General features: G+C 71.3%; 2 protein-coding genes. One reads left to right on the top strand and one right to left on the bottom strand.

The annotated features are described in order from the left end of the window. Positions 1-342: ATP-binding protein (locus tag ABD323_RS44095; protein WP_344447625.1), on the top strand; the 342-nt coding region annotated here is incomplete at its 5' end. Positions 343-381: 39 nt separating this feature from the next. On the opposite strand, the gene ABD323_RS44090 is transcribed toward ABD323_RS44095, so the two are convergent. Beyond that, the coding region (locus tag ABD323_RS44090; protein ID WP_344447624.1) for an ANTAR domain-containing protein at positions 382-589 on the bottom strand (208 nt) is incomplete at its 5' end.

Genomic DNA, 589 nt, shown 5'->3' with positions numbered 1-589 from the left:
GCCCTGCTGGACTGGGGCTGGCTCCCCGCCGCTGATGAAGAAGGACAGGCTGTCGCCGACGACGTACTGCTGCTGGTCTGCGAACTGGTGACGAACGCCTGCCTCCACACAGCCGGTCCTGAACGGCTCCTCCTGCACTGCACCGAGAGTGCCCTGCGCGTCGAGGTGGCCGACGCCGGCCCCGACCGTCCTCGGCCACGCCTCCCTCACCAGCCCGGGCGCCCCGGCGGGCACGGCCTGCACATCGTCGCGCGGCTGTCGACGCGCTGGGGCGTCACCGTACGGGAGGATCTGGCCGGCAAGTCCGTCTGGCTGGAGATCGCCGCACCGTCGGCCCCCTGACAGCTGCCTCGGAGCCCGAGGCTCGCTCACGTTCGGTGGTCAGGGCTGGGACGTGGTGTGGGTGGGGTGGGGGATCAGGTCGGTGTCGAAGGCGCCGTCGGCGATCTCGCGAGCCAGCTGGGCGAGTTGGCGGTGGTGGGTGCGGGCGTAGGCGCGGAAGGCGGTGAACGCGTCGTCGACGGAGGTCTGCCAGCGTTCCGCGAGGATGCCCTTGACCTGTTCCAGGACGATTCGGCTGGTGAGCGCG

This window comes from Kitasatospora nipponensis (genome assembly GCF_039528135.1).
GTDB classification, from domain to species: Bacteria; Actinomycetota; Actinomycetes; order Streptomycetales; family Streptomycetaceae; genus Kitasatospora; species Kitasatospora nipponensis.
This window is presented reverse-complemented; position numbering and strand designations above follow the sequence as displayed.